At 70.5% G+C, this 17,761-nt stretch carries 16 protein-coding genes and 5 pseudogenes; 14 read left to right on the top strand and 7 right to left on the bottom strand.

All coding sequences use genetic code 11. The annotated features are described in order from the left end of the window. Positions 1 to 249 (top strand): annotated as a pseudogene (locus O1G21_RS01135) (transposase); the annotation flags it as partial. A gap of 35 nt (positions 250 to 284) precedes the next feature. Here O1G21_RS01135 and O1G21_RS01130 read toward each other — a convergent pair. Beyond that, a pseudogene (locus O1G21_RS01130) lies at positions 285 to 1,131 on the bottom strand (transposase); the annotation flags it as partial. 47 nt (positions 1,132 to 1,178) lie between these two features. Between O1G21_RS01130 and O1G21_RS01125 the strand changes: the two are divergent. The 7 genes from O1G21_RS01125 to O1G21_RS01095 all read left to right on the top strand — a co-directional run bounded on the left by O1G21_RS01125 (position 1,179) and on the right by O1G21_RS01095 (position 6,495). Next, complete coding sequence (locus O1G21_RS01125; protein WP_270139931.1) at positions 1,179 to 1,811, top strand: TetR/AcrR family transcriptional regulator; 633 nt, start codon at positions 1,179 to 1,181, stop codon at positions 1,809 to 1,811. Then, positions 1,801 to 2,418 (top strand): hypothetical protein, encoded by a 618-nt coding sequence (locus tag O1G21_RS01120; protein WP_270139930.1) that lies wholly within the window; start codon positions 1,801 to 1,803, stop codon positions 2,416 to 2,418. Before O1G21_RS01125 ends, O1G21_RS01120 begins: the two co-directional genes overlap by 11 nt. Beyond that, a complete protein-coding gene (locus tag O1G21_RS01115; RefSeq protein WP_270139929.1) occupies positions 2,411 to 3,034 on the top strand; it encodes a GNAT family N-acetyltransferase in 624 nt (207 codons plus the stop codon). Before O1G21_RS01120 ends, O1G21_RS01115 begins: the two co-directional genes overlap by 8 nt. 102 nt (positions 3,035 to 3,136) lie before the next feature. Next, positions 3,137 to 4,063: an IS5 family transposase gene (locus tag O1G21_RS01110; RefSeq protein ID WP_270139927.1), complete on the top strand. Its 927-nt coding sequence runs from the start codon at positions 3,137 to 3,139 to the stop codon at positions 4,061 to 4,063. After that, complete coding sequence (locus O1G21_RS01105) at positions 4,005 to 4,460, top strand: hypothetical protein (RefSeq protein WP_270151486.1); 456 nt, start codon at positions 4,005 to 4,007, stop codon at positions 4,458 to 4,460. The genes O1G21_RS01110 and O1G21_RS01105 overlap by 59 nt, the downstream gene beginning before the upstream one ends. Positions 4,461 to 4,660: 200 nt before the next feature. Next, positions 4,661 to 6,331 (top strand): IS1182 family transposase, encoded by a 1,671-nt coding sequence (locus tag O1G21_RS01100; protein ID WP_270139925.1) that lies wholly within the window; start codon positions 4,661 to 4,663, stop codon positions 6,329 to 6,331. A 5-nt stretch (positions 6,332 to 6,336) separates the two neighbouring features. After that, the gene (locus O1G21_RS01095) at positions 6,337 to 6,495 is read left to right on the top strand and encodes a hypothetical protein (RefSeq protein ID WP_270139924.1); all 159 of its coding nucleotides are present in this window, start codon (positions 6,337 to 6,339) and stop codon (positions 6,493 to 6,495) included. A 128-nt stretch (positions 6,496 to 6,623) separates the two neighbouring features. On the opposite strand, the gene O1G21_RS01090 is transcribed toward O1G21_RS01095, so the two are convergent. Both O1G21_RS01090 and O1G21_RS01085 read right to left on the bottom strand, forming a co-directional pair. After that, the gene (locus O1G21_RS01090) at positions 6,624 to 7,520 is read right to left on the bottom strand and encodes an SDR family oxidoreductase (RefSeq protein ID WP_270139922.1); all 897 of its coding nucleotides are present in this window, start codon (positions 7,518 to 7,520) and stop codon (positions 6,624 to 6,626) included. A gap of 55 nt (positions 7,521 to 7,575) precedes the next feature. Then, positions 7,576 to 8,325, bottom strand: a complete 750-nt coding sequence (locus O1G21_RS01085) for an SDR family oxidoreductase (protein WP_270139920.1) — start codon at positions 8,323 to 8,325, stop codon at positions 7,576 to 7,578. A 134-nt stretch (positions 8,326 to 8,459) separates the two neighbouring features. On the opposite strand from O1G21_RS01085, the gene O1G21_RS01080 reads away from it, so the two are divergent. Then, entirely contained in the window at positions 8,460 to 9,092 is a 633-nt protein-coding gene (locus tag O1G21_RS01080) for a TetR/AcrR family transcriptional regulator (RefSeq protein ID WP_270139918.1), read from the top strand. Between the two features lie 239 nt (positions 9,093 to 9,331). Here the strand turns inward: O1G21_RS01080 and O1G21_RS01075 are convergent. After that, a pseudogene (locus tag O1G21_RS01075) lies at positions 9,332 to 9,532 on the bottom strand (transposase); the annotation flags it as partial. Positions 9,533 to 9,573: 41 nt separating this feature from the next. Here O1G21_RS01075 and O1G21_RS01070 point away from each other — a divergent pair. After that, positions 9,574 to 9,783, top strand: a complete 210-nt coding sequence (locus O1G21_RS01070; RefSeq protein ID WP_270139916.1) for a hypothetical protein — start codon at positions 9,574 to 9,576, stop codon at positions 9,781 to 9,783. Positions 9,784 to 10,021: 238 nt separating this feature from the next. Here O1G21_RS01070 and O1G21_RS01065 read toward each other — a convergent pair whose 3' ends face one another. Together O1G21_RS01065 and O1G21_RS01060 are read right to left on the bottom strand one after the other, a co-directional pair. Continuing rightward, positions 10,022 to 10,174, bottom strand: a complete 153-nt coding sequence (locus tag O1G21_RS01065) for a hypothetical protein (protein ID WP_270139914.1) — start codon at positions 10,172 to 10,174, stop codon at positions 10,022 to 10,024. 75 nt (positions 10,175 to 10,249) lie between these two features. Further along, entirely contained in the window at positions 10,250 to 11,974 is a 1,725-nt protein-coding gene (locus O1G21_RS01060; protein WP_270139912.1) for a GDSL-type esterase/lipase family protein, read from the bottom strand. Between the two features lie 652 nt (positions 11,975 to 12,626). Between O1G21_RS01060 and O1G21_RS01055 the strand changes: the two are divergent. The 4 genes and pseudogenes from O1G21_RS01055 to O1G21_RS01040 all read left to right on the top strand — a co-directional run. Beyond that, a pseudogene (locus O1G21_RS01055) lies at positions 12,627 to 12,919 on the top strand (hypothetical protein); the annotation flags it as partial. A 350-nt stretch (positions 12,920 to 13,269) separates the two neighbouring features. Then, positions 13,270 to 13,623 carry a hypothetical protein gene (locus tag O1G21_RS01050; protein ID WP_270139910.1) on the top strand — a complete coding sequence of 118 codons (354 nt, stop codon included), beginning with the start codon at positions 13,270 to 13,272 and terminating at the stop codon, positions 13,621 to 13,623. 75 nt (positions 13,624 to 13,698) lie between these two features. Next, positions 13,699 to 14,589, top strand: a complete 891-nt coding sequence (locus tag O1G21_RS01045; protein WP_270139908.1) for an alpha/beta hydrolase family protein — start codon at positions 13,699 to 13,701, stop codon at positions 14,587 to 14,589. 338 nt (positions 14,590 to 14,927) lie between these two features. Then, positions 14,928 to 16,124 carry an alpha/beta hydrolase family protein gene (locus O1G21_RS01040; RefSeq protein ID WP_270139906.1) on the top strand — a complete coding sequence of 399 codons (1,197 nt, stop codon included), beginning with the start codon at positions 14,928 to 14,930 and terminating at the stop codon, positions 16,122 to 16,124. Here the strand turns inward: O1G21_RS01040 and O1G21_RS01035 are convergent. Beyond that, positions 16,121 to 17,072 (bottom strand): annotated as a pseudogene (locus O1G21_RS01035) (IS481 family transposase). The gene O1G21_RS01040 and the pseudogene O1G21_RS01035 sit on opposite strands and share 4 nt — an antisense overlap. Positions 17,073 to 17,761 lie beyond the last annotated feature (689 nt).

Raw genomic sequence — 17,761 nt, 5'->3', positions numbered from 1 at the left:
GAGGTGGACATCGTCCGCAAGGCCCCTGACCAGCGCGGATTCCAGGTCCAGCCCAAGCGGTGGGCGATCGAGCGAACGTTCTCGTGGATCACCGCCCACCGGCGGCTGGCTCGGGACTACGAGACCAGTCCGGCCCACTCGGAGACCATGATCCGCTGGGCGATGATCGGCATCATGGTCCGCCGTCTCACTCGCGGTCGTCCCGCAGCCCGGCAAGCGCGGCGCCCGTTGACCCGGACCTCCGCGTGATCACGTGCGCCTTCCGGTTTCCGGGTCAGTACGAATCGTCCTCTGAGTTTGGGGTGGAGTCGGTCCCACGTCTGCGCGACCGCTGTCCCGTAGCGGCGGGTCTCGGTGGTGGTGACCGCCTGCTCGGTGCCCCAGGTCTCGGGCTGGCCGAAGACGAACTCGCTGCCGTGCGTGGGCGGCCGACCGCCGGTTGGGTTGTAGACCCGGGGCGGGGCGGGTCGGCGCATCACGCGGTCCGAGCGGAGCCGGTCGAGGATCTGCACCGGCAGGCCGTCCAGCAGGTGGGCGATGCGTGGGGCGTCGTAGCCGGCGTCGAGGACGACCAGGATCTCGGGGTCGCCGTCGCGCCACTGGCCGGCGGCGACCAGGCGCTCGACCACGTCGCGGATCTGGGCGGTGGTGACGGCGGCGAGGTCGGCGCCGGGCTCCAAGCCTTACCGCGTTCAGGATCGCGGTCCAGGACGTGCGGCCGGTCTCCAGCGCGGCGATGACCGAGTACGGCCAGCCCGGGATCATCTGGTGCTTGGCATCGCCACGTCCGTAGGTGTGGCAGAACGAGCGGTCCGGGCAGGTCGCGGAGTCCGGCCGCAGCCACGGCGACACGTCGACCGCGAGGACCGGACGGCCGTCGGCGGCGCGCGGCAGCGGCAGGCCGGCGAGCCCTGTCCGCAACTGGTCGACATCCAGGCGGCCCCTGTTCAGCGCGCCGTACAGGGCGTCGTGTCCGCGGTGGTGCTCGGGGGCGAGTGCGAGGTCCAGCAGGGTCTTCACCGGGCCCTCGGTGCACAGCAGCGCGTCGGCCAGTTCGAACAGTGCGTCGCGTCGTTCGCCCAGGCAGTCGTAGGAGTCGGCCCGGAAGCGTGACAGGTTCCGCAAACGGATCGCGAGGTGTACTAGCGGTACACCCTGATAGTGCGTATCGTGTGTTCATGCCTCTTCCTCGTTTCGACCGCCTGCCCGCCGAACGCCGGGAGCACATCCTGGGAGTCGCGCGTCGGCACTTCGCCGAGTACGGCGCCGAAGGCGCCTCCTACAACAAGATCATCGAGGCGGCAGAAGTCTCCAAGACCGCCGCCTACCACTACTTCGACGGCCGGGAGGACCTGCTCACCGCGGTCCTCGACGGAGTCCTCGACCGACTGCTGGACACCCTCGGACCCTGGGAGCCGGCCCGCGATGAGGAGGACTTCAGCGCCCGGTTCACCGCTGGATCCGCCGCCCTCGCCGCCCACCTGAGGGACCACCCCGAGGACCTGGCCCTCGCCGACGCTGCCATTGGGCGCAGCGACGGCGGCCCGTGGCTCGACTGGTTCGGCGCCCTGGTCACGGACGGCCGTCGGCTCGGGATGATCTGTACCGATGTGGACCACGCACTGATGGTGTCGGCGACCGCCGCCGTCGTCCGGGCCGCGGACGCCTGGGCCGTGGCCCTGATGACGAGCGGATCCCTCGAAGGCCTTCCGGAGGGTGACCCCTCGGACCAGCTGTGGCGCCTCCTGCGCGGCCTGTGGGGTGCAGCGGCGACCGCGTCCCCCGGACAGGAGCCGAACGATGCGCACTGACCTGAGGATCTCCTGGGAGATACCGGCCACCCCGTCCGGCCTCGCCGGCCGCCTGGAACGGTTCATGGGTCCGGGCAAGTCCCGCTCCGAGTCCGCGGTGGAGACCATTGGCCTCCTCGGCTGTGCCCTGCTGTTGGCCGCCGGACTGTGGCGCTCGGGAGCCGCACGCGACTGGTCGACGGGGCAACTCGTCGTGGTCGCCCTGGCCGGGCTCGACCTGATCGGCGGGGTCCTGACCAACGCCACCAACGCCGCGAAGCGTTGGTACCACCGGGCCGACCCGGCGGCGCGGCGCGCCCGGCTGCTGTTCGTCTTGGCGCACCTGATCCACCTCGCCGCGATGGGGCTGTACGTCCTCTCCGGCGACCTCGCCTGGACCTCGGCGAATGCCGTGCTGCTCCTCGGCGGGGCGGTGGCGGTGGAGTTCGCGCCCGTCCACCTCAGGCGGCCCGTGGCGATGGCGGTGTTGATGGCAGCCGTCCTGGTCAACCTGTTCTGGCTGCCGGTGCCGGCAACGCTTGCCTGGTTTGCACCACTGTTCTTTCTCAAACTGCTCGTCTGCCACCTCGTGCCCGAGGCGCCCCTGGAGCGGGGGCGGGATGTCTGAGGACCTGACTGCCGCGGCCTCCCGCCGGATCGACACCGACCCCGACCCGGCCGCCTGCGCCGATCTGCTGGCCGCCGCGTTCGCCCGGGAGCCGGCCGTCTCCTGGATCTGCGGCGGCGCGCACTCCGCTCGCGCTCGCTGGTTCCGCGCCACCCTGCGCACCCATGCCGGCCTCGCCGGGGCCCGCCGTACGGCTCTGGTGGACACCGACGGACGGCTCCTGGCGGCAGCCGTCCTGACCCCGCCGGGCGCGACCCCGTCCGCTGGCGCCCGCGCGCTCTGGGCGGCCCGGACCCTGCTGAGCAGCGGGCCGCGTGCCCTCGGCCGGACCCTGCGTTATCTGGCCGCCACCGAGGGCGGGTCCCCAGCGGGGGCCTGGACCCTGGAATTCGTCGGAGTCCGCCCGGACCTCACCGGCCGTGGAGTGGGCCGAACCCTCCTGGACCACGTCCTGACGACGACGCCGGGAGCAGTCCACCTGACCACTGCGGACCCGGCGAACGTCCCCCTATACCGCCACTTCGACTTCACCACGCTCGGCGAGACCCCGCTGGGACCGCTGACCGTCACATCGATGGCCGCGTACCGGGCTAACCGGGCCGACAACCGGTGGTGAGAGGGTGTTCTGCGAGTCTTGCGTGGTTCTCGTAGTCCTTGAAGGCAGGTTGTCCGGTTCCGGTGCTTCACGGCGAGCCGTCGGCGCGGTGTGCTGATGGATGTGGGTGAGCGTCCTGCGTACCCGAGCGACCTGTCGGATGAAGCCTGGGGGCTGATCCGGCCGGTCCTCACCGCATGGAAGGCGAAGCATCCCTCGGTCAGCGGTCATGCCGGCCGGTACGAGATGCGGGAGATCGTGAACGCGATCCTCTACCAGGCCCGCACCGGCTGCCAGTGGCGCTACCTGCCCCACGACCTGCCGCCCAAGAGTGCCGTGTACTACTACTTCGGGGCATGGCGCGACGATGGGACCGCCGAGACCATCCACGACCTGCTGCGCTGGCAGGTCCGCGAAAGCCGCAGGCGACACGAGGACCCCACCGCAGTCGTCCTGGACTCCCAGACCGTGCGGGCCTCGACGAACGCGCCGAAGGACACGACCGGGCTGGATCCGGGCAAGAAGAGCCCGGGCCGCAAGCGGGGCATCGCCACCGACGTGCTCGGTCTGGTCATCGCCGCCGTCGTGGTCGCAGCCGGTGTCCACGACAACGCGATCGGCATCGCGCTGCTGGACAAGGGCGTCCGCGCCGCGCCCACCGTGACCAAGGCATGGACGGACGCCGGGTTCAAGAACGCGGTCGTCGAGCACGGCGCCGCACTTGGCATCGACGTGGAGATCGTTCAACGTGAGCCCGGCGAACGAGGGTTCACACCGGAGCCCAAACGGTGGGTGGTCGAGCAGACGCTGGGTACTCTCATGCTCCACCGCAGGCTCGCACGGGACTACGAGGCCAAGCCGGCCAGCTCGGTGGCGGTGATCCACTGGTCCATGACCGACGTGATGCTCCGCCGCCTCACCCGCGCCGCCACCCCGACCTGGCGCGACCCGCCACCCTGGCGTTCAGTACCTGTGACCAGCGGGAGCGTCGATGAGGGAACTCCTGGACAAGATCGAGTCCCGGCAGCGGTTCGTCCGCGAAACAGCTGAAGAACTGCGCGAACAGATCGCTCGTCTCGCCGAACAACTCGCCGCTGCCGAAGACACCTTGAAGCGTCTGCAGATCACCCGGGAGACCGTCCTGGAACTGGCCGCCGAGGACGGCACGGAGCTACCCGAGACACTGCCGCCCGGATACCGCGCGATCCTGGCCGCCATCGAGACAGCGGGAGAAGGACTCCGTGCCAAGGACGTCTGCCGGGGCCCTTGGCCTCGGCGCCGAGCCACGGTACACCGAAGGCACCCGCGCCAAGCTGAAACGCCTGGTCAGCCGCGGCATCCTCACCGAACCCGAGCCCGGCCTCTTCACCCTCACCAACCCGGCACCGACCACTCCAAGGGCCACCTCAAGCTGAAGCCCGGCGAAGGCTCACAGGACACCCTCTGAAGACCGAGTGTGTCCGCCGTACGACCTTCACGACCCGTACAGACGCCGACCTCGCACTGTTCGCCTATATCGACGGACCCCGTTGCCCAATTGGGTGAACCTGCGTGATCTCATCATCGCGCGGCAGCGGTGAGCCGGAGCATTCGTGTCAGCGGCCGGGGTTTCGGGTCCGTCGTGCGGTCGCGGGACGGGGTGGAGAGATGTCGATGGGTGGCGGTTCGGGCCGGGAGGTTCCCGAGGAAACACGGGTGGTCGCTCGCGCGGCGTTTCCGAAGGGGTGCCTGGCGATGCGGGTCCGGGACTCGCTCGGCCCATTGTTTGACGACGAGGTCTTTCGATCGGCCTTCGGTGTCCGTGGCCGTCCTGGGGTCTCGCCCGGACAGCTGGCGCTGGTGTGCGTGCTGCAGTTCGCTGAGAACCTGACTGACCGGCAGGCCGCCCACGCGGTCCGGGCCAGGATCGACTGGAAGTACCTGTTGGGCCTCGAATTGGCCCATCCGGGCTTCGACTTCACCGTGCTGACCGGGTTCCGGGACCGGCTCCTGGCCCACGGCCTGGAGGAGAGGATTCTGGATCTTCTGCTGGAGCGACTGGCCGAACTGAAACTGGTCGCGGCAGGAGGCCGGCAGCGCACCGACTCCACCCATGTCCTCGCTGTGGTAAGGAACTTGAATCGTCTGGAGTTCGTGGGCGAGACCCTTCGGGCGGCACTGGAGGCGATCGCCGTCTCGGCGCCCGGATGGCTCACCTCCTGGATGGATCCCTCATGGCAGGACCGCTACGGGGCAAGAGTGGACTCCTATCGCCTGCCGAGCGAGGAGGCCAAGCGGGTCCAGCTCACCTGGCGCATCGCGGCTGACGGATACCTCCTACTCGAAGCCGTGGTGTCTCCTTCGGCTCCGGGCTGGCTGCGGGAGATCCCTGCTGTCGCCACCCTGCGGACTGTATGGCTGCAGCAGTTCAAGCGCACGGTGATCGACGGAGTGCAGGAGGTGGCATGGCGGGGGAAAGACGATCTCCCGCCCAGAAGAGTCAGGATCACCTCACCCTATGACCCGGACTCCCGCAACGCGGTGAAGCGCGGATCGGCATGGGACGGTTACAAGGTCCACTTCAGCGAGACCTGCGACGCCCCCGAAGTCGGCCGTCCACACCTGGTCACCCATGTCGTCACCACGGACGCCACGGCGGGTGACCCGGTCGTCGTCGACCAGATCCACGACCGCCTCGACGACAAGGGCCTGCTGCCCGCCGAACACTACATGGACGCCGACTACATCTCCGCCGAGCTCCTGCTGACCGCCCCGACCGAGTACGGAGTGCGCGTCATCGGCCCGGTCAGACCCAACACGACCCGCCAGACGGTGCAGGCCAATGGCTTCGGTAAGGCATCGTTCGCCATCAACTGGACTGAGCGGCATGCAATTTGTCCCAACAGTGCCGTCAGCCGGTACTGGACCGAAGGACTCGACAACAACCAGCGACCTGCGATCCGCATCCGCTTCGCCACCGAGACGTGCGCTCCTTGCCCGGTACGCGACCAGTGCACCAGCTCCACCCGTTACGGTCGGCAGCTCACCATCCGCCCGCAGGAACAAGACGCCGTTCTCGAGCGCCTCCGAGCCGAGCAGGCCACCGACGAGTGGAAGGACCGGTACGCGGTCCGCGCGGGTGTCGAAGGCACGATCCACCAGGCCATCGCGGCCACCGGCGTGCGCCAGACCCGCTACATCGGCCTGCGAAAGACTCATCTGGCGCACGTCTTGACGGCCACAGCCATCAACCTCATCCGTCTTGACGCCTGGTGGAACGAAAAGCCACTCGCCCACACCCGGACATCACACCTCGCAGCACTCGACCTCGCCGCATAGGGCAATTGGGCAACGGGGTCATCGACGGCTGGTACAACACCCGCCGCATCCAGAAGCGCCTCGGCTGGCTCAGCCCCGACGAATACGAGGCGAAGTACTACGCCGACCAGGCGAGGGCCGAACCAGTGGCCGTCGAACCACCCACACCCGCCCTGACCAGGTAATCAACACCTCCCTCGCAGCGGGGGAAGCTCAGATCCCATCCGATCTGCGCAGGGGCCGACCAGTGGCGGTCAGCTCCGGAAGGCACGAAAGGGACGCTTGCCACGTTCGCGTCCACGCCTTGTACCGATCAGGCGTCCACGCGTGGGCTGAGCAGGTCGTCGAGGCCGATGCGCCGGTAGAAGGCGGTGCGCACCATGTCGCCGACGCGGTTGACGGTCTCGGCGCCGTCGTCGACCGGGTCGATGTGGACGCGGAAGGGCCGCTGCCCCTTGGGGGTGTCGACGACCGCCACGATCGCGGCCGCGAGCTCGGCGGGGTCCGCTTTGGGCGGGGTGATCTCGGCGAGGCGGGCGCCGACCTGCTCCGACAGGCCCGCGTAGCGGGTCTCGTAGGCGTCGGCGACGGTGGTGTCGGCGGGGCGGCCGGAGTGGACGAAGTGGTTGGTGCCGGAGGTGAAGGCGCCGGGGACGACGATCGTGGTGTCGATGCCGAAGCGGGCGACCTCGGCGGCATAGGTGACGGCGAGGGAGTCCATGGCGGCCTTCGCGGCGAAGTAGGGGCCGAGGTAGGGCGGGGTTCCGCCGCGGGTGCTGGTCGAGCCGACCCACACGAGCAGGCCGTCGCCCTGCCGGCGCAGGTGGGGCAGGACGGCGCGGTTGACCCGCTGGGTGGAGGCCGCGTTCACGTCGAAGACCTCGTGTAGTTGCTCGGGGGTGAATGCTTCCAGTGGGCCGAGGACCATGTGGCCGGCGTTGTGCACGACCACGTCGATCCGGCCGGACTCGGCGACGATCCGGGCGACACTCGCGTCCACCGAGTGCTGGTCGCTGACGTCGAGTTCGACGCTGCGCAGGTCGACGCCGTGGTCGGCGGCGTAGCGGGCGGCATCGGCGACGGCGGGACGGTTGCGGTCGGTGGTGTGGCGGATGCCGGCGTATACGCGGTGGCCCGCGTCGGCGAGGGCGCGTACGGTCCTGGCGCCGAAGCCGCTGGAGGCGCCGGTGACGAGAACGACCTTGGACATGATGCTCACATTCCTTTCGGTGGCTGTCGGGGAGCGCGGGGTGGTCGACCGGCCGTCAGATGACGCCGCCGTTGGCGTAGAGGACCTGTCCGTTGACCCAGCGGGCGGGGCCGGCCAGGAAGGAGACAACCTCGGCGATGTCGTCCGGGGTGCCCAGGCGCTCCAGCGGCGACATGAGCGTCAGCTGCTCGACGACGGCGTCCGATTTGCCCTGAAGGAAGAGCGGGGTCGCGGTCGGTCCGGGGGCGACGGCGTTGACGGTGACGTCGCGGCCCCGAAGCTCCTTGGCGAGGATCAGCGTCATGGCGTCGACGGCGCCCTTGGTCGCGGCGTAGGCGGCGTAGTTCGGCAGTGCGATCTTCGTGACCGAGCTGGAGAAGTTGACGATCGCGCCCCCGCTGCGGACCCGCCGGGCCGCCTGCTGCCCAACGACGAAGGCGCCGCGCACGTTGATGCGGTGCATCCGGTCGAAGTCGGCGAGGTCGAGTTCGGCCAGCGGGGCGAGCAGCATGATCCCGGCCGCGTGCACCACGACGTCGACACCCCCGAAGCGCTCCTCGGCCGCATCGAAGAGCGCGGCGACCTCGGCCTCGTCGGCGACGTCCGCCTTGACGGCCACGGCGGTGCCACCCGCCTTCTCGATCACCCGGACCGCCTCCTCGGCGTGCGCCGGATTGCCCGCGTAGGAGACGACGACGGCGAGGCCGTCGGCGGCCAGGCGTTCGGCGGCGGTCCGGCCAATGCCGCCGGACCCGCCGGTGACGATCGCGACGCGCGGCGTGGTGCTGCTGGTGGAGATGGTCATGGCGGAACTCCTTCTGGCCGGCCGGACGCGTTCGGCCCGACTTTTAATGGACGCAGCGTCCACATTAGCAACATGTAGACGCTGCGTCCATATAGACTGGGGAGGTCGCATCCGACCGGACCGAGGAGACAGCGGTGACCAGGGCATCAACACCGAGTTCAAGCAGCGACTCCGCCCCGGCCGCGCCCGTCCGGCGCGGCCGGGGCCGACGCCCGGCCGACGAGGTACGCCGCGACATCCTGTCCGCCGCCGGCACGCTGCTCCTCAACGAGGGCATGGCGAGCTTCACGATCGAGCGAGTGGCCGCGACGGCGGGCGTCAGCAAGATGTCGATCTACAAGTGGTGGCCCTCGAAGGGGGCGCTCGCCCTCGACGGCTACTTCAACGCAGTCGAGAACACCCTCGCCTTCCCCGACACCGGCGACATCGAGGCGGACCTGCTCACCCAGCTGCGCGCCTTCGTCCACCTCACCGTCGACACCCCGGCCGGCCGGATCGTTGCCGAACTGGTCGGCCAGGCGCAGACCGACCCGGACCTGGCGGCCGCCTTCCGCGAGCACTACTCAGGACCGCGCCGCCGCCTGGCCGTCGAGGTCCTGGAGCGCGCCCAGCGACGCGGCCAGCTACGGGCCGACGCGGACCCGCGCATCGTCGTCGACCAGCTCTGGGGCGCCTGCTACCACCGGTTCCTCATCCCCGACGAGCCCGTCACCGAAGAGTTCGCGGCCGGACTCGTCACCAACCTGATGCGCGGCCTGCGACCGTAGGCGACCTCGCGGTCAACCCCGCTCGGTAGCACCGACGTCGACTTGTCCCCGGCGGGCGGGTACTGCCGCAGTCGGGCTCGTCCTGGCCGTGCGGAGGGCCGGGATGCCCAGGCAGGCGGCGAAGCGTCCGAGGCGCACTACCAGCACACCCGACACGAGCCGCGCACGACAGCCCGGCGCCGGCCCGGCAATCGGCTCCTCCCCGTCGAGGCTCTGCGCATCACCCTGGAGACCGGCGACCTCACCCCGCTCCCGGTGTACTGCCGCTGCACACCCGCCGACCGCGAGCCCTTCTTCAGGAAGCCGGTGTCGTCGCCGACCAGGATGCCGTCCTTGGCGCCGATCGTCTCCACGACGAAGTCCCGCACGTCGTCGCGGACACCGTCTACTCGGCGACCGGAAGGGCGCGGCGGAGGACTACGCGGCAGCAGCGGCCAGCCGACCAGCTACGACCTACACGAGGATCCTCGCGCTCGACCTGGTGGCCCAGGCCAAGATGGAACTCGCAGACGGCGGCATCGAGCAGGCATGCGGCACCTGGAACCGCGCGCTCGACGCCATGGCCGGCGTTCGGTCCCTCCGCACCCGCCGTTCGGTAATGGAGATGCGCAAGAGCCTCGCCCAGTTCAAGAACCGTGGCGTTTCGGCCGCCCAGGAGCTCGACGAACGGGCAGCCGGTTTCTTGGCCTGAGCGGCTGCCGCAGTGCTTGTAGACAGGCCCGTCCTGCCGACGTGCCTATCCAGAACCTGTCGGGTGACAAACCGCCTTCGGAGACGTCGTGGATGTCGTGCTCGGTCAGGTCTGACGCGTGCCGGGCGTAGCAGGCCCGGCAGAGCCTCTTGCCCGCGTAGCAGGGCCACCGCCGGTGTGGCGGCGCTCCCGTGCGGGGTCCGCATCGGGAGCGCCGGCGGATCGCGGTGGCGGGAGGTCAGTTCGGTGTCACAGTACCGGCGATGCGCGGTTTGCCCTCGCCGGCCGCGTTCCAGGTGTCCATGAACACCCGGTAGTGGTGCCCCGCGGTCAGCCCGTCGACGTGGGCGGTGCGTGCCGAGGACGCGTAGCCGATGATGCGGGAGTGCACCAGCGGGGTGTCCTCGTCCCAGATCCACAGGGCGTAGCTGCTGCCGGAGTCGCTGTACGGCCCGGTGGGCGCCGTCTAGACCACGTCGACCGATCCGGCGCCGGGGGTGACGTCGATGGTCGCGGGGGGCGGTGCCGTGGTGGGGTGGGCGATGCCGCTGACCGGGTTTGACCACGGCGACTTGAGATCCCCGGCGGCCGCACGCACCCGCACCTCATAGCGGTGGCCGTCGTAGGGCTGGTTGGTGAACTGCCAGCCGAGGTCCCAGCGGTTGGCCTCGGCGCCGGGGACGCTGTCCGTCCAGTCGGACGTGCTGCCGTTGGTGACTTCGCGCCACTGCACGTCGTAGTCGTGGGCGCCGAAGACCTTGGGCCAGGTCATGGTCACCCCCTGCTGCGTGCCGTCGAACTTCACGTCGGCCGGAGTGGCCAACGGCCGGTCGGGCATGCTGCCGGGCGCCTTGGGCGCCCGGGAGCCGACCCCGAACTTCTCGTGCAGTACGGTGCCGAACGCCTGGGCGATCCGGTACTCGCCCAGCGGGTTGGGGTGCAGCCCGTCGTAGGTGGTCGCGCAGGTGGTCGCGGTCGGGTCGCAGCCCATCGCGGCGTTGAGGTCGACGAGCGCGACCGGGGAGGTGGCGGTGTTCCAGGTGGTGACCGCCTTGGCCAGCGCCTCGTTGTAGGCGGTGGTGCGCTGGGGCAGCTGTGGGTTGGCGTTGCCGAGGGTGGTGCGCTGGGGGAGGTTGGCCAGCACGAGCCGCACGTCGGGATTGGCCGCGCGGGCGTTGTCGATGAACTTCTTCATGGTGTCGACCAGGTCGGCGCCGGCACCGGTCCAGCCGATGTCGTTGAAGCCCAGCTCGACCAGCAGCACGTCGGGCAGTTGCTGCTTGTCCTTCAGGTCGTTCATCACCTTCTCGATGGTGGGCACGTCCTGGCCCAGCTGCCGGCCCCACATCGCGTAGTGCGCCGAGGCGCCGTTGCTGAACGCCTCGGCGAGGTCCCTGGCGTAGGCCCCGGTGAACTGGTCCGGATCCGGATTCGGCGCTTCGGGCTGTTGTCTTTTCGTCGGCGTCGGCGCCACGGGCGGGTGGGGGTCCTTCGATTTCACGGTCCCGGTCAGCGGTCCGACGAATGTGACAGGCCAGTTCTGCTCCTGGCTCCACTGCCAGAGCCGGCTCCGCCAGGTGGCGTCGCCCTCGTGCCCGTTGCTGATCGAGTCACCGACGATCATCACGCGCTTCAGCGGGTTGGGCGATGGCGGGTTGCCCAGTGGAGGATCGGACGGTGGCGGATTGGCCGAGCCGGGTTGCGGGTCGAACTGTTCCTGCTGCCACTGGTAGATGCCGGTGTCGACGACCAGTCGGGCTCCCAGCGCGTTCGGGCTGGGCTGCAGCGCCCCGCTGAGGGTGGGGGTGACGATCTGGCCCTGATGGAACCTCCACCGCGTGGTATCGAGGTCGTGGTCGCAGGGCGCCTCCGTGATGTGGTTGTTGCCGGAACCCGCCTGATAGCGTGAAATGCACCAGCCGTCGTTGAAGCCAAGGTGATACTGACCGGGCTGGTCGCTGAAGCGCACCTCGACCGCCTCGGTTTCGGCGCCCGTCGGTCGTTTCACGGTCGGTGGGGGGAACGATTGCGTGCTGCCCCCCTGTGCAGCGTCGAACGTGACATCCGTGACCCGACCGTTGGAGTCCACGGCGTGGGTGACCGCCGCCCGGGTGGGCGCGACGGTGCTGCTGGAGGTCCAGCCGAGCGGGTTGGTGGTGGATATGGAGGTGGGCAGCGTGCCGCTGGGCACGAGCGGGCCCAGGTTCTTCTCGGCGCGGTCCCGTGCGCACTGCGGGCACTCCAGCCGGTCGGGGCGCGGCGTTGGCTGTACGGGTGGCCTCCAGCTGTTCTTCGGCGGCCCTCGCACCCTCTCGAGACGCCCTTCCGGCTTGGCGGTGGCACTGCCCCGGGGCAGGCGCGGCAGCCGACCGTCGGCAGGTCTTGCAGCGCCGGGTGCGGCGGCATGCCGGACTGGACATCGGCCGCGGCTTCGTCGCCCCGGTAGGACGGGTAGTCCGTGTAGCCGGCCCCCCTCCGCCGTAGAACGTGGCCGGGGCGGCCGCGGCAGCGGCAGGTTCTCCCGGAGCGGCGGACCAGGTCCGGATTGGCCAGGAACGGCGCGCCGAAGGCGACCAGGCCGATGTACAGGTCAAAGCCCTGGCCATGGGCTGATGGGCGGGTTTAGCATTCCCGGCACGGCGGCCCCACCACAGCGCCCACCGGGCCGCCGAGCAGAGCAGCCGCGCCTCCTGTCGGCGCTGCTGGCCTCCCGCCGGCCGGGCCCGTGTGGAACGCACCCCCTCGTTCCGGGGCCCGGCCGTCTGCGTCTTTCCTCCTGTTCTTGAACGGATTCGGCCGTCGATCCGGTACACACTCCCGTCACTCAATCGAGCCTCGCCGGGGAGAGCATCGACCGACTGGCGTGCCACGACCCGTTCTTCGCCGTCCCACTGATCGGCCCCGGCTGCTGCTGCAGATCGTCGGCGAACGCGCCGTCACCGCGTGGATGGCGGTCGAGGCGCACCAACGGGCCACCGGGTCGGCGGAGTTGTACCGGATCGAAGGCGCCGGCCACGTCGACCTCTACGACAAGGAGGAGTACATCGACCCGGCGATCGACAAGCTCGCCGCCTTCTTCACCGGCTGCCTGGACCTCGCCCGCCCGGACAACGCCCAACAGGCGTCGAGGAACTGAGCAGCGGAACCGCAGCGTCTCGTCGGTCTACGGCGACGGCGACGAGCCGCGTGAGGTCCGGCGCGTCCCCCGGGGGCTCCCGCCCGGAGCCTCCGGGGAGGAACGTCGGTCAGCCCGCGCCCGCTCGTGAGACGCGCTCAAGCCCGTCGCTCGGTATCCCTCGTGACCAGCACCTCGTGGTCCGAAGACACTCCGCCGACAGGTCCCTAACCAGCGATGACCGCAGTCCTCAATCAGCAGTCGGAGCATCCCGAAGGACCGGGCGGCCATTCCTTCCGAGCCACAAACGGCAGAGCACCATCAGCCACACCCGGTCCTCCCGGCCCGCCTCACATTCTTAGGGACTCACCATGGCGCATGTCAGCATCGACGGCGACAACCTGATCGTGGAGATCGAGGGACTGGACAAGCTCTGGGCGCTCAAGAGCCGTCTGACCATCCCGCTGGCCCACGTGCGCGGCGCCACCACCGACCCCGGGATCGCCAAGGAGCCCAAGGGGCTGCGCGCCCCCGGCACCCACGTCCCGGGCGTCGCGACCGCCGGCACCTTCCACATCGACGGCGAAAGGACTTTCTGGGACGTCCGCGACCCGGCGAAGGCAGTGGTCATCCAGCTCGCCGACGAGCGCTACGCCCGCCTCGTGATCGAGGTCGGCGACCCGCGCGCGACGGTGGCGCTGGTCGAGGGCGCCCTGCCGAACTGACCGCGCCCGCGCGCGCATCCACGCCGTTCGAGCCGGTGACGCGGCAACGGCGACCACGAGGAAGAGGGAGGGATCATGACAGCTGAGGCGGTACGCATCAGCAGCGACGGCTGTGCACTGGCGGGGACGTTCACCGAGGCTGCCGACCCCGTCGCCGCCGCGTTGCTCCCCGGCTCCGGCAGGGTGGACCGCGATTCGGACGTGCGCCTGCCCGGCGGGCCGATGCGCAGAACCAGAGTCACCCGTGCCGTGGCGGACGCCCTGACAAGGGCCCGGGTGTCGACACTGCGCTGCGACAAGCGCGGCGTCGGAGGCAGCGGCGGGGACTGCCTGCGAAGCGGGATGGGCGACGGGCTCGCCGATGCGCGGGCGGCCCTCGCCTGGCTCGCCGACCGCGCCGCCGTACGGCCCCTGCTGGTCGTCGGACACAGCGAGGGCGCCTGGTACGCGGCCCGGCTCGCCGCCGACGACCAGGCGGCCGGAGCGGTCCTGCTCTCCGCGGCCGCACGCCCCGGTGCCGACGTGCTCGCCTGGCAGGCGGAGCAGCTGGCCACCAAACTCCCGCTGCCGGTCACGCTCCTGCTGCGGGTGATGCGCACGGACGTCCACCGCCTCCAGCGCAGGAACCTGGAGCGGATCCTCGCCTCCGAGGACGCCGAACTGCGCCTCCAGGGGCAGCGGGTGAACGCGCGGTGGACGCGTGACTTCATCGCCCACGACCCGGCGCCGGACCTCGCCCGGATCACGGTTCCGCTCCTCGCCGTGACGGGCGGCGCCGATCTCCAGGTCCCGCCGCAGGACGTGGATGCCATCGGCCGCTTGGCGCGCGGCCCGTTCGAAGGGCACGTCGTGGCCGGCCTCAGCCATCTCTTCCGCCCGGACCCTCGGGGCCAGGGCCCCAAGGGCTACCGGCGCGCCGTGCGGCAGCCGGTGAACGCCCGCGTCCTGGACCTGATCGGCGGATGAGTCGAACGCCCCTGGGGCAGCGACGGGCGCACCTGCGAGGGATTCCCCTGCGCGCCGGCGGAGGACCGGCCCCGGCCCCGGGAGGCGCGCGAAGCGGCGGCGGGCCGGTAGCCGCCCCGGCCGCCCCGCTGTGTCCGGCGACGCCGTGCCCTGCGTGCCGGCCCTGGGCTCCGCGTGGCGCCCGGGGCCGGCACGACCGGCCGCTACCGTGGAGGGGACTCCGACCGCTGTTCCCGCAGTCGGCCAGCGGCGCTGGAGTCAGGGTGTAGCCAGTACCACCCTGAAGTCGGAAACCAGCATGATCGAGCGTCAGGGCGGGGCCGGGCAGGATCGTGCCCGTGAACACCACCTCGAACCGCAAGCGCCGTATCAGCGCTGTCGCAATCCTGGGTCTCGCCGCATCAGTGGCCGCGACCGGCACCGGACTCGCCGCCACGCCCCCGCCGTCCAGCGTGCACGCGACCGCCGCCACGGCTGCCGCCGCGCCCCCGCGGTCCTTCCAAGGCGCGCTCCCCGCGCCGAGCGGCCCCTACGCCGCCGGCGAGGAGGTCATCCACCTCACCGACGCGAGCCGTCTTGACCCGTGGGTGCCGTCATCCGGCCCCCGCCAACTGGCCGTCACGATGGTCTACCCGGCCGTCCCCGGGACCGGGACTCCGGCCCCTTACATGACCCTCGGCGAGGCAGCCGGAGTCCTCCAGCGCCAGAAGGTGCCGGCGGGCTCCGGCATCACCCCACAGAGCCTTTCCAACGTCGCCACTCGCGCCTTCGACGGCGCGCGGCCGCAGCACGGCAAGCATCCGCTGGTGGTCCTCTCACCCGCGTACGAGAACCCGCGCATGACGCTCACCTCGCTCGCGACCGAGCTGGCGAGTCACGGCTACGTGGTCGCGCTCGTCGGCCACACCTATGAGGACAACGGCGAGACGCTGGCGAACGGCGAGACGCCGGCGTGCGTGATCTGCGATGCCCCGCCGGGACTCGACTTCAAGGCCGTCACCGCCAGCCGTGCGCGGGACGTGTCCTTCGTGATCGACCAGTTGACGCACGGCAATTCCGCCTGGCGCCTGGCACACCTCATCGACAAGCACAGGATCGGCATGGCCGGACACTCCCTCGGCGGAGCGGCGACTGCCGCCACGATGACCGCCGACCCGCGAGTACTGGCCGGAGTGAACATGGACGGCTCCTTCCAACCGGACCTGAAGCCCGGCCAGATCAACCGGCCGTTCCTCATGCTGGGCGTGGCCGCCTCCAACCACTTGGCCGGCGGCGAGTGGGAGCCGGACTGGGCCGCCCTCGGCGGCTACAAGAAGTGGCTGACGGTCACCGGCGCCGACCACTTCAGCTTCTCCGACGGGGACCTGCTTCAGGAGCAGGCCGGGTTCCCGACGGCGCCCCTCTCACCGGAACGCGGGGTGGAGATCACCCGCGAGTACGTGACAGCGTTCTTCGACCAGACGCTGAAGGGGATCCACCGTCCGCTGCTGAACGGCCCCTCGCCGAACAATCCGGAAGTACTCTTCCAGCACTAGTTGTTCTGACTCGTGAGGTTGGGGACGCGGCTGGCGGGTGGCTTGCCTGCGAGTGCTGTGTGTCCGCGGTGGTGATTGTAGGTGTGGAGCCAGGCGGTAGGCGTCGCGGCGTTCCTGTTCGGTGCGGTAGGGCCTGGCGTAGGCCCATTCGTCGAGCAGGGTGCGGTTGAAGCGTTCGACCTTGCCGTTGGTCTGGGGCCGGTAGGGCCGGGTTCGCTTGTGCGTGATGCCTTCGGCCGCGAGGGCATCGCGCCAGGTCCGGGAGCGGTAGCAGGAGCCGTTGTCGGTCAGCACGCGCTGGACGGTGATCCCGGCCCGGGCGAAGAACTCGCTTGCCCGGGCCCAGAAGGCGGTGGCGGTCTCCTTGCGCTCGTCGGGCAGGATCTCGCTGTAGGCCAGGCGGGAGTGGTCGTCCACGGCGTTGTGGAGGTAGCTGTAGCCCGCGCCGGAACGGGTCTTGCGGCCGGCCTCACGGCCCAGGACCTTGTGGCCGCCGCCGTCGGGGATGTTGCCGAGCTTCTTGATGTCGACGTGGACCAACTCGCCCGGTGCGGCGCGTTCGTAGCGCCGCACCGGGCGGGCGGTCGCGCGGTCCAGATGGGCCAGGCGGGCGAGCCGGTAGCGGGTCAGCACGCGGTGCACGGTCGCTGGGTTGAGCCGCAGCAGGTAGGCGATGCGGGCCGGGCCCCAGCGGCGCAGGACGCGGACCTTGATGATCCGCCGCTCGGTGCGCGACGGGGTCCGCCGGGGGCTGCGGTGCGGGCGGCTGGAGAGGTCGCTCATACCGGCCTCGCCCAGCGCCCGGTAGCGGTCCGCCCAGCGCTTGGCCGTGGTGGGTGAGACCTGGAAGCGCTCGGCGGCCCGCCGCAACGGCCAGCCGTCGTCGACCACGCAGCGGGCCAGGCGCAGGCGTCCGGTCTCGGTCAGCGGTGCGTTACGGTGTGGCATGAGGGCCTTTCTGGCTGAGGTGCAGATGTCGCAATCCACACCGAGCCAGAAGGCCCTCACTCATTTCAAGATCACCACGCCGTGAGCCCTGTCACCAACCTCCGTGGTCAGTACAACTAGTGCAGCGCCGCGTTGATCCTTCGGGGGTTCATGCGGCTTTGAGTGGGCTGCCGTCGTAGGCCCAGTGGTAGGGCCTGGAGCCATGTTCGTCGCAGGCCAAGACGAAGGTGTCGATGGCCGCGGCCAGTTCGTCGCGGGAGGCGAACTGGCCGCGGCGTAGTAGACGCCGGGTCAGGGTCGTCCAGCCGCCGTCCGGATCTCCGGCCCGCGGCGCGCTCACGAGCGATGTCGCCGCCCTGGTCGACGTTCCCGCGGTGGTTGACCTGCCCCCGCTCGGCAGCCCGGCCCGGCGCGCCGGATGCCACCGCCGGACGTGATGCCGCCCGTCCGTTCGAGTGGTTGCCCGCGTACAGGGGCCCCGGTTGTGTCCCGGGGCCGCCGGCCGACGTCCTGCTCGCCGTCGACGTGCTGCTCGGTGCCGCCGTCCGTGTCCGGGGTGGGTGAGGCCTTGGTGCTCGTCCTCGCTGCCGCCCCGGCCGCCGCCGACGTCCTGCTCGGGCCGCTGTCCAGGCGCCGTCCGGGCGCGGTCCGGGGATCCGTCGTCGTCGGCCTGGTCGACGTCCTGATCG

The organism is Kitasatospora cathayae (assembly GCF_027627435.1).
Lineage (GTDB): Bacteria > Actinomycetota > Actinomycetes > Streptomycetales > Streptomycetaceae > Kitasatospora > Kitasatospora cathayae.
The sequence above is the reverse complement of the archived record's forward strand: the minus strand, read 5'-3'. Positions and strand labels throughout refer to the sequence as shown.

Coding starts and splice junctions, on each gene's coding strand:
- O1G21_RS01125 (WP_270139931.1), top strand. CDS start 1,179: ATGCCTCTTCCTCGTTTCGACCGCCTGCCCGCCGAACGCCGGGAGCAC.
- O1G21_RS01120 (WP_270139930.1), top strand. CDS start 1,801: ATGCGCACTGACCTGAGGATCTCCTGGGAGATACCGGCCACCCCGTCC.
- O1G21_RS01115 (WP_270139929.1), top strand. CDS start 2,411: ATGTCTGAGGACCTGACTGCCGCGGCCTCCCGCCGGATCGACACCGAC.
- O1G21_RS01105 (WP_270151486.1), top strand. CDS start 4,005: ATGAGGGAACTCCTGGACAAGATCGAGTCCCGGCAGCGGTTCGTCCGC.
- O1G21_RS01100 (WP_270139925.1), top strand. CDS start 4,661: ATGTCGATGGGTGGCGGTTCGGGCCGGGAGGTTCCCGAGGAAACACGG.
- O1G21_RS01090 (WP_270139922.1), bottom strand. CDS start 7,520: ATGTCCAAGGTCGTTCTCGTCACCGGCGCCTCCAGCGGCTTCGGCGCC.
- O1G21_RS01085 (WP_270139920.1), bottom strand. CDS start 8,325: ATGACCATCTCCACCAGCAGCACCACGCCGCGCGTCGCGATCGTCACC.
- O1G21_RS01050 (WP_270139910.1), top strand. CDS start 13,270: ATGGCGCATGTCAGCATCGACGGCGACAACCTGATCGTGGAGATCGAG.
- O1G21_RS01045 (WP_270139908.1), top strand. CDS start 13,699: ATGACAGCTGAGGCGGTACGCATCAGCAGCGACGGCTGTGCACTGGCG.